Source organism: Lentzea sp. NPDC054927 (assembly GCF_053610285.1).
The window spans coordinates 1-9,016 of sequence record NZ_JBSGXZ010000088.1; the positions used below are offsets into that span (position 1 = coordinate 1).

The following is a 9,016-nucleotide window of genomic DNA, read 5'->3' on the forward strand; positions in this document are numbered from 1 at the left end:
GTGTCAACTCGACGAAAAGCGTGTCGAGTTGACACCCCTACCTGGTTGCAGCGAGTGCTAGGCACGACTCGTGACGGGACCCCACCCGGAGCGCTGTTTCAAGACTTAAGGACGCCTCGGCTTCGCCTTCGGGTCGCCTCGCCTGCGGCATCGGTGTGGGTTCGCTTCGCGAGTATTTTTTGCGGAACTTTGGGGTGGGTGCAAACGTTCGCGGTCGGCGTAATCGCTGCTCGTAGCACGGATTTGGTGGGGTAGTTGGCCCGGATGGCCTAGTGCGGCCGTGAGTGATCAACCGGTTCTAACCTGTGATTGGCCACTGGGTACGGTGGGGTCGTTGAGGACTGTTAGAGTCGCGGGCTGAACCCGGATGTCCTCCGGGTCGCTTGGTCGTGGCTACCATCCTCGGCCTGCCAACTACCGCATGTGCCGGTCCCTGGGGGTCGGCAACGCTCAGGAGGTTCGCGTGCTCGGCGCATTCCGCTCGGCTCTCGCGACGCCGGATCTACGCAAGAAGATCCTGTTCACGCTCGGGATCATCATTGTGTACCGGCTTGGAGCGACCATGCCCGCGCCGGGCGTGTCCTTCAAGAACGTGCGGGCGTGTGCTGAACAGCTTGAAGGTCAGAACATCTACTCGCTGATCAACCTGTTCAGCGGTGGTGCACTGCTCAACTTGTCGGTGTTCGCGCTGGGCATCATGCCGTACATCACCGCGAGCATCATCATTCAGCTGCTGACCGTGGTCATCCCGCGGTTCGAGCAGTTGAAGAAGGAAGGGCAGGCTGGTCAGGGCAAGCTGACCCAGTACACGCGGTACCTGACCATCGGGCTGGCGATCCTGCAGTCGACTGGTCTGGTCGCCCTGGCGGTGCGTGGGCAGCTGTTCGGTGAGTGCGACCAGGATGTGATCCCGAACAAGGACAGCATCTTCACCCTCATCGTGCTGGTCATCACCATGACCGCCGGTACCTCGGTCATCATGTGGCTGGGTGAGCTGATCACCGAGAAGGGCATCGGCAACGGCATGTCGTTGCTGATCTTCACCGGTATCGCCGCCCGCATTCCGGCTGAGGGCAAGAACATCCTCGACAAGAGCGGCATCACGTTCGCCCTGGTGGTCGTTGCTGCTCTCGTCATCATCGCGAGCGTCATCTACGTCGAGCAGGCCCAGCGTCGCATTCCGGTGCAGTACGCCAAGCGCATGATCGGCCGTCGTATGTACGGCGGCACGTCGACGTACCTTCCTCTCAAGGTGAACCAGGCCGGCGTCATCCCGGTCATCTTCGCCTCGTCGCTGCTCTACCTGCCGGACCTGGTCGTGCGGCTCACCCAGGGTTCCTCCACGGAGCCGAACTGGTTCTCGACGTTCGTCCAGACGTACCTGGTCAAGCAGTCGAGCTGGGTGCACATCGCGTCGTACTTCCTGCTGATCGTCTTCTTCACGTACTTCTACGTCGGCATCACGTTCAACCCGGACGAGCGTGCTGACGAGATGAAGAAGTTCGGTGGCTTCATCCCCGGCATCCGTCCCGGTCGCCCCACCGCCGAGTACCTCAAGTTCGTGCTGGGTCGCATCACGCTCCCCGGTTCGCTCTACCTCGGCATCGTGGCGATCCTTCCGAACCTGTTCCTGGACCTGACCGGTGACGGCCAGAACCAGAACTTCCCGTTCGGTGGCACCGCGGTTCTGATCATGGTCGGTGTCGGTCTCGACACCGTGAAGCAGATCGAGAGCCAGCTCATGCAGCGCAATTACGAAGGGTTCCTCCGCTAGATGCGACTCGTTCTCGTTGGCCCGCCGGGTGCGGGCAAGGGCACCCAGGCTGAAGTGTTGAGCCGCAAGCTCGGCGTGCCGCACATCTCGACGGGCGACCTCTTCCGGTCACACATCAGCAACCAGACCGAGCTCGGGCTCGAGGTGCAGAGCATTCTCGACGAGGGCGCGCTGGTGCCTGACTCCATCACGAACGAGATGGTGCGCAAGCGCTTGGCCGACTCGGATGCGGACCACGGGTTCCTGCTCGACGGGTTCCCCCGCAACACCGCGCAGGCCAAGGTGCTCGGGGAGATGCTGGCGGCGGCGGGGCACGACCTCGACGCCGTGCTCGAGTTCCGGGTCGACGAGGACGTCGTGGTCGAGCGGTTGCTGGCGCGCGGGCGCACGGATGACAAGGAAGAGGTCATCCGGCACCGGCAGCAGGTCTACCGGACGGAGACCGCGCCGCTGCTCGACTTCTACGCGGAGAAGGTCATCTCCATCGACGCGGTCGGCGAGATCGACGAGATCAGTGAGCGTGCCCTCGCCGCGTTGCACTCGCTGCGCGCTGAGAAGTGAGTGTTGGTGGACTGCTCAACCGGCTTCGCTCTGTCGTACAAGGTGCTTCAGGCAGTGAACGCATGATCGAGATCAAGACCCGTGGCCAGCTGGAGGCGATGCGCGCCTCCGGCCTGGTCGTGGCGCGCGCCCTCAAGAACGTGGTGGACGCGGTCAAGCCCGGTGTGTCCACTTGGGACCTCGACGAGATCGCCGAGCAGACCATCAGGGACGCCGGCGCCATCCCGTCGTTCAAGGGCTACCACGGTTTCCCGGCGAGCATCTGCGCGTCGGTGAACGAGCAGATCGTCCACGGCATCCCCAGCCGCAAGCAGGTGCTGGCCGAGGGCGACCTGATCTCGATCGACTGCGGTGCGATCCTCGACGACTGGCACGGCGACTCGGCGGTCACCATCGGCGTCGGCGAGCTGTCGCCCGCGGACCACAAGCTGTCCGAGGCGACCCGGCTGTCGATGCTCGCGGGCATCGAGGCCGCGGTGCCCGGCGGCCGGCTCACGGACATCTCGTTCGCCATCGAGTCCTCCGCCATCGAGTCGGGCGAGCGCGACGGCATCGAGTACGGGATCGTCGCGGACTACGGCGGCCACGGCATCGGTTCCAAGATGCACATGGATCCGTTCCTGCCGAACTACGGCAAGCCCGGCAAGGGGCCGAAGCTCAAGGTCGGCATGGCCATCGCGATCGAGCCGATGCTGACGCTCGGCACGGACGACTCCCAGGAGCTGGAAGACGGCTGGACTGTCATCACGCTCGACGGCACGCGTGCCGCGCACTGGGAGCACAGCGTCGCGATCACCGAGGACGGTCCCTGGGTGCTCACCGCCCCCGAGGAAGAGTGAGCCCCAAAGCACTGCGCCCCAACGGTTTTGGAAATAGCCCCGTTCGCCCTGCGGTGAACGGGGCTATTTCGTTTGTCACGGCCGATACGGTCGAGGTGACGAACGAGTCCAATGCTTGGGGGCATTGTGGGGGTAACCCGTTTCGTCCTGTCCGCGCTTCTGATTCTCACCACGGGCTGTGCTGCCTCTAAGCCGGCCACCGACTTCACCTACCAGGACGTGCCGGCGGCGAAAATCGCCGATCAGCTCTTCCTGGCCGACACCATCGCGGCGGTCGAGCAGTGCGAACCGCCGTTCTCCGACGTCAACGTCCACCGTCCCAACTTCATCAGCCCGCCGCCTCCCGTCGACGGTGGCTGCGGGGGTCGGGCGCGGGCAGCCGCGCCGTGGGAGTACATCGACGCCGTGAGTCGCATCACGGCACTGCACGACACGGTCGTCCGCGAGTGGGAGATCCGGCTCCAGGCGGGTCCGGAGGCAGCGGAGACCAGAGCCATCGGCGCGACGTTGCTGAACTGCCTCGACCGTGCCGGGTTCGCCCAGCGCGGGCCGGGGGACCCGAGTCTGGAGAGCTACGGCATCGGGTCTGGCGACCTCGCGCTCAACAACGCAGCTCAGAAGTGCTCTGACGAGACCGGGTACGGCACCGCGACCGCGGCGCAGCGGCTGCGCGTCCTCAGGTCGGTGCTGGGCACGCACGAGTCCGAGATCAACAGCATCGCGAAGCTCCGACCAGTGCTGGAGCGGGCCACGCAGCCCGACAGCGGGTCAGAACGGACCCGATTTGGGTTGCTGGAGTGAACTGCGTACACTTGTCAGGTGGCGCACCCGTCGCGCCGGTTCAGTCATGCCCTTGCTGGTGAGATCGAACCGGGATGGCGCGCGTCCAAAGGTTATTACCACTGTCACGAAACGCGGAGGACATGGGCAAGAAGGACGGGGCCATTGAGGTCGAGGGCCGCGTAGTCGAGCCGCTCCCCAACGCGATGTTCCGAGTCGAGTTGGAGAACGGTCACAAGGTGCTCGCGCACATCAGCGGCAAGATGCGACAGCACTACATCCGCATCCTCCCTGAGGACCGGGTTGTCGTGGAGCTCTCGCCCTACGACCTGTCCCGCGGGCGCATCGTCTACCGCTACAAGTGACCTCCAATAGCAGGAGATCTCAGGCGTGAAGGTTCAGCCGAGCGTCAAGAAGATCTGCGACAAGTGCAAGGTGATCCGCCGTCACGGCCGGGTCATGGTGATCTGCGAGAACCTGCGCCACAAGCAGCGCCAGGGCTGACCAGTTCCACCACGCGCCCGTCGAGATCTTCGATGACGCAGTAACGAGAAGCCTCCTCGTACCTGCCGCACGCAGGGCTACCAGCGTGCGGACACCCCCGGATTCCAGGCCGGGGCCGGGACACCGGCTGTGAGAGCAGCCGGAACGACAGTCAGCGAGTCAGTCACCGGAACTGGACGAGGAGCAGACCTGGAAGTAATCGACAGGAGTTAACCGCCACATGGCACGACTCGCTGGCGTCGACCTCCCCCGCGAAAAGCGGATGGAGATCGCGCTCACCTACATCTTCGGCATCGGTCGTACGCGCTCCAAGGAGCTGCTCACCGCCACGGAGATCTCCCCGGACCTCCGGGTGAAGGATCTGACGGACGACGACCTCGCCAAGCTGCGGGACCACATCGAGACGAACTACAAGGTCGAGGGTGACCTTCGCCGTGAGGTCGCGGCCGACATCCGTCGCAAGATGGAGATCGGTTGCTACGAAGGTCTTCGGCACCGTCGTGGCCTGCCCGTTCGCGGACAGCGCACCAAGACGAACGCCCGTACCCGCAAGGGTCCGAAGAAGACCGTGGCCGGCAAGAAGAAGGCCGGCAAGAAGTAAGACCTCGGGTCTGTTGTCCTCAACTTAGGAGTTCGTTTTGCCACCCAAGTCCCGCACGGGCGCCGGGGTCAAGAAAGTCCGGCGCAAGGAAAAGAAGAACGTCTCGCACGGCCAGGCGCACATCAAGAGCACGTTCAACAACACCATCGTGTCCATCACGGACCCGCTGGGCAACGTGATCAGCTGGGCGTCCGCAGGCCACGTGGGCTTCAAGGGCTCGCGCAAGTCGACGCCGTTCGCGGCGCAGATGGCTGCCGAGAACGCCGCCCGCAAGGCCGCCGAGCACGGCATGCGCAAGGTGGACGTGTTCGTCAAGGGTCCCGGCTCCGGCCGTGAGACCGCGATCCGTTCGCTGCAGGCCGCCGGTCTCGAGGTCGGCACCATTCAGGACGTGACCCCGCAGCCCCACAACGGCTGCCGCCCGCCCAAGCGGCGCCGGGTCTGAGGCACGGGGAGGAGTAAGAACTAATGGCTCGTTACACGGGACCTGCGACGCGTATCTCGCGCCGCCTGAAGGTCGACCTCGTTGGTGGGGACCAGGCGTTCGAGCGCCGTCCGTACCCGCCCGGCCAGCACGGCCGTGGCCGGGTCAAGGAGTCCGAGTACCTGCTGCAGCTCCAGGAGAAGCAGAAGGCTCGGTACACCTACGGCGTACTCGAGAAGCAGTTCGTCCGCTACTACAAGGAAGCGGTTCGTCGCCCCGGCAAGACCGGCGAGAACCTGCTCCAGATCCTCGAGGCTCGCCTCGACAACGTGGTGTACCGCGCGGGCCTAGCCCGCACGCGTCGCCAGGCTCGTCAGCTGGTTGCTCACGGTCACTTCCTGGTCAACGGCCACAAGGTGAACATCCCGAGCTACCAGGTGTCGAAGTTCGACATCATCGACGTGAAGCCGAAGTCCATGCCGACGCTGCCCTTCGAGGCTGCGCGCGCGTCCTTCGGTGACCGCCCGATTCCCGCTTGGCTGCAGGTCGTCTCCTCGAACCTGCGCATCCTCGTGCACCAGCTGCCCGAGCGCGCGCAGATCGACACGCCTGTCACCGAGCAGCTCATCGTCGAGCTCTACTCGAAGTGATCCTCTCTCGGCGGCCGTCTCTTGTGGACGGTCGCCGAGGTCGGGTCCCGCATCGGCGCGAAGGGTGTGCCGAGTGCGTTTGCCGGTCCTCGCGGCTGGCTGTTGTTGACGGCGTCAAATAGCGGGCGTCGTTGTAGGAAGGAAGAACCCAGTGCTGATTTCCCAGCGCCCCTCGCTCGCCGAGGAAGCGGTCTCCGAGACCCGTTCCCGGTTCGTCATCGAACCGCTGGAGCCGGGCTTCGGTTACACGCTCGGCAACTCGATCCGCCGCACGCTGCTCTCGTCGATCCCCGGTGCTGCTGTCACGAGCATCCGCATCGACGGCGTGCTGCACGAGTTCACCACGGTTCCCGGGGTGAAGGAGGACGTCACCGACGTCATCCTGAACCTCAAGGAGCTCGTCGTCTCGTCCGAAGAGGACGAGCCGGTGACCATGTACCTGCGCAAGCAGGGCCCCGGTGTGGTGACCGCGGGCGACATCGTGCCTCCGGCCGGTGTCACCGTGCACAACCCCGACCTGCACATCGCGACCCTGAACGGCAAGGGGAAGCTGGAGATCGAGCTCGTCGTCGAGCGCGGTCGCGGCTACGTCCCGGCTGTCCAGAACAAGCAGGCGGGTGCCGAGATCGGCCGCATCCCCGTCGACTCGATCTACTCGCCGGTTCTCAAGGTGACGTACAAGGTCGAGGCCACGCGTGTCGAGCAGCGGACGGACTTCGACAAGCTGATTCTCGACGTGGAGAGCAAGCCCTCGATCACTCCGAGGGACGCCGTTGCCTCCGCGGGCAAGACCCTGGTTGAGCTGTTCGGCCTCGCTCGCGAGCTGAACATCGACGCCGAGGGCATCGAGATCGGCCCGTCGCCGGCCGAGGCTGACACCATCGCCGCGTTCGCGATGCCTATTGAGGATCTGGACCTCACGGTCCGTTCCTACAACTGCTTGAAGCGGGAAGGCATCCACACCGTCGGCGAGCTCGTGTCGCGCAGCGAGGCGGACCTGCTGGACATCCGCAACTTCGGTGCGAAGTCGATCGACGAGGTCAAGATGAAGCTCGTCGGCCTCGGCCTCGCGCTCAAGGACTCGCCTCCTGGGTTCGACCCGTCCGCCGCCGCAGCCGACTACCACTCCGGCGACGCCGGTTGGGGTGCAGGCAGCGGTCTGGACCCTCACGACGACGGTCAGGACTACGCGGAGACCGAGCAGCTCTGACGCTCTGATTCAGAGCTAGAGGATCTCTTTTAGTAACTACAGGAGCAAGCGATGCCCACCCCTACCAAGGGCCCCCGGCTCGGTGGGTCTCCGGCGCACGAGCGGCTGCTGCTCGCCAACCTGGCGACGGCGCTGTTCCAGCACGGCCGGATCAAGACCACTGAGGCCAAGGCGAAGCGGCTGCGTCCGTACGCCGAGAAGATCATCTCCAAGGCCAAGGCCGGCGACCTGCACAACCGTCGCGAGATCATGAAGGTGATCCGCGACAAGGACGTCGTGCACAAGCTGATCGCCGAGATCGGTCCGTTCTTCAGCGACCGTTCCGGTGGCTACACCCGCATCACCAAGACGCTGGCGCGCAAGGGCGACAACGCCCCCATGGCCATCATCGAGCTGGTGCAGCAGAAGCTCGTCTCCACCGAGGCCGAGGCTGCGCGCAAGACCAAGTTCGCCAAGGACGAGAAGCCGGCCGAGGCCGCTGTCGTCGAGGCGGACGCGGCTGACGAGACCAAGGCCGAGGACGCTGTCGAGGTTGACGGCGAGCCGACCGCTGAGGCCGTCGAGGCCGAAGAGGCCAAGGACGAGGCTGCTGAGGCGTCTGACAAGGACAAGTCCTGAGCAGTACGTCTGCTGACGAGCCCGTCGTTCCCGGTTCCGGGGGCGGCGGGCTCGTTCGTGTGCGGTTGGACCTCGGGTACGACGGGACCGAGTTCTCCGGGTGGGCCCGCCAGCCTTCCCGGCGGACTGTTTGTGGCGTTCTCGAGGACACCCTGTCGATGGTGTTGCGCGAGGACGTCGTGCTGACCGTGGCTGGGCGGACCGATGCCGGGGTGCACGCCTCCGGTCAGGTCGCTCACGTCGATTTGCCGTCCACTGTGGATGTCGCAGGGCTGCCAAAGAGGTTGGCCCGAGCGTTGCCTGCGGATGTGCGGGTGTTTTCTGCGCGTGTGGTGCCTGATGCGTTTGACGCTCGGTTTTCGGCGTTGCGGAGGCACTACGAGTACCGGGTTTCGGATGCTGATTCTGGGGCGCATCCGTTGCGGCGGTTGGACACTCTTGCTTGGCCGCGTCCTCTGGACGTATCGGCTATGAACGTTGCCGCTGAGTTGTTGTTGGGGGAGCACGATTTTTGTGCTTTCTGCAAGCGGCGGGACGGGGCTACGACCATCCGGGAGTTGCAGCGGCTCGAGCTGGTGCGGTCCTCGGTTGATGGGGTGATTACGGCGTTCGTGTCGGCGGATGCGTTCTGCCACTCGATGGTTCGGTCGCTCATCGGGGCGTTGCTGGCTGTTGGGGAGGGGCGGAAGCCGGTGGGGTGGCCTTCGTCGTTGTTGGCGTTGAGTGGGCGGGCTAGTGGGGTGGCCGTGGCTCCGGCGCACGGGTTGTGTTTGGTTCGGGTGGATTTTCCCGGGGACGGGGAGCTTGGGGCTCGGGCTGAGGCGACTCGGCGGGTTCGGACGTTGTCGTCCTGACGCGGCTTTGAGGGTGGTCGCCTTGCTCAGGGATGGTCCCGTTTAGGGATTTCGGGGCTCCGCCCCGGACCCCGCCAATCTGATCAAGGACCTGTCCCACGCCGCACGCGGGTTGATGGCACGCCTGTTGCTTTGGGCGGCGGCGCGTTGCGTAGGTGGTGCGGTTCGGGTGGGTGGTCCCGTCACGAGCCGTACCAGGAG

12 protein-coding genes are annotated in these 9,016 nt (G+C 65.0%); all 12 read left to right on the top strand.

Annotation, left to right across the window (positions count from 1 at the left end; all coding sequences use genetic code 11):
• Window positions 1-463: 463 nt before the first annotated feature.
• The 12 genes from secY (at window position 464) to truA (ending at window position 8,815) form a co-directional block, all read left to right on the top strand.
• Window positions 464-1,774 carry a preprotein translocase subunit SecY gene (gene secY / locus ACWGE0_RS45355; protein WP_452267047.1) on the top strand — a complete coding sequence of 437 codons (1,311 nt, stop codon included), beginning with the start codon at window positions 464-466 and terminating at the stop codon, window positions 1,772-1,774.
• Complete coding sequence (locus tag ACWGE0_RS45360) at window positions 1,775-2,335, top strand: adenylate kinase (RefSeq protein WP_452267048.1); 561 nt, start codon at window positions 1,775-1,777, stop codon at window positions 2,333-2,335. It begins immediately after the preceding gene.
• Window positions 2,336-2,397: 62 nt separating this feature from the next.
• Window positions 2,398-3,174, top strand: coding sequence for a type I methionyl aminopeptidase (gene map / locus ACWGE0_RS45365; protein ID WP_452267049.1), 777 nt, complete (start codon window positions 2,398-2,400; stop codon window positions 3,172-3,174).
• Window positions 3,175-3,300: 126 nt separating this feature from the next.
• Entirely contained in the window at window positions 3,301-3,975 is a 675-nt protein-coding gene (locus ACWGE0_RS45370; protein WP_452267050.1) for a hypothetical protein, read from the top strand.
• Between the two features lie 122 nt (window positions 3,976-4,097).
• On the top strand, window positions 4,098-4,319 hold the full coding sequence (infA, locus tag ACWGE0_RS45375) for a translation initiation factor IF-1 (protein ID WP_005166804.1): 222 nt from the start codon (window positions 4,098-4,100) through the stop codon (window positions 4,317-4,319).
• 25 nt (window positions 4,320-4,344) lie between these two features.
• Window positions 4,345-4,458, top strand: a complete 114-nt coding sequence (gene rpmJ, locus ACWGE0_RS45380) for a 50S ribosomal protein L36 (protein ID WP_010148647.1) — start codon at window positions 4,345-4,347, stop codon at window positions 4,456-4,458.
• Window positions 4,459-4,678: 220 nt separating this feature from the next.
• Window positions 4,679-5,059 (top strand): 30S ribosomal protein S13, encoded by a 381-nt coding sequence (gene rpsM, locus ACWGE0_RS45385; protein WP_030478319.1) that lies wholly within the window; start codon window positions 4,679-4,681, stop codon window positions 5,057-5,059.
• A gap of 37 nt (window positions 5,060-5,096) precedes the next feature.
• The gene (gene rpsK / locus ACWGE0_RS45390) at window positions 5,097-5,504 is read left to right on the top strand and encodes a 30S ribosomal protein S11 (RefSeq protein WP_015105236.1); all 408 of its coding nucleotides are present in this window, start codon (window positions 5,097-5,099) and stop codon (window positions 5,502-5,504) included.
• Window positions 5,505-5,527: 23 nt separating this feature from the next.
• Complete coding sequence (gene rpsD / locus ACWGE0_RS45395) at window positions 5,528-6,133, top strand: 30S ribosomal protein S4 (RefSeq protein WP_319972333.1); 606 nt, start codon at window positions 5,528-5,530, stop codon at window positions 6,131-6,133.
• A gap of 151 nt (window positions 6,134-6,284) precedes the next feature.
• On the top strand, window positions 6,285-7,343 hold the full coding sequence (locus tag ACWGE0_RS45400; RefSeq protein WP_452267051.1) for a DNA-directed RNA polymerase subunit alpha: 1,059 nt from the start codon (window positions 6,285-6,287) through the stop codon (window positions 7,341-7,343).
• A gap of 51 nt (window positions 7,344-7,394) precedes the next feature.
• The gene (rplQ, locus tag ACWGE0_RS45405) at window positions 7,395-7,961 is read left to right on the top strand and encodes a 50S ribosomal protein L17 (protein WP_452267052.1); all 567 of its coding nucleotides are present in this window, start codon (window positions 7,395-7,397) and stop codon (window positions 7,959-7,961) included.
• A gap of 59 nt (window positions 7,962-8,020) precedes the next feature.
• Window positions 8,021-8,815, top strand: coding sequence for a tRNA pseudouridine(38-40) synthase TruA (truA, locus tag ACWGE0_RS45410; protein ID WP_452267053.1), 795 nt, complete (start codon window positions 8,021-8,023; stop codon window positions 8,813-8,815).
• Window positions 8,816-9,016 lie beyond the last annotated feature (201 nt).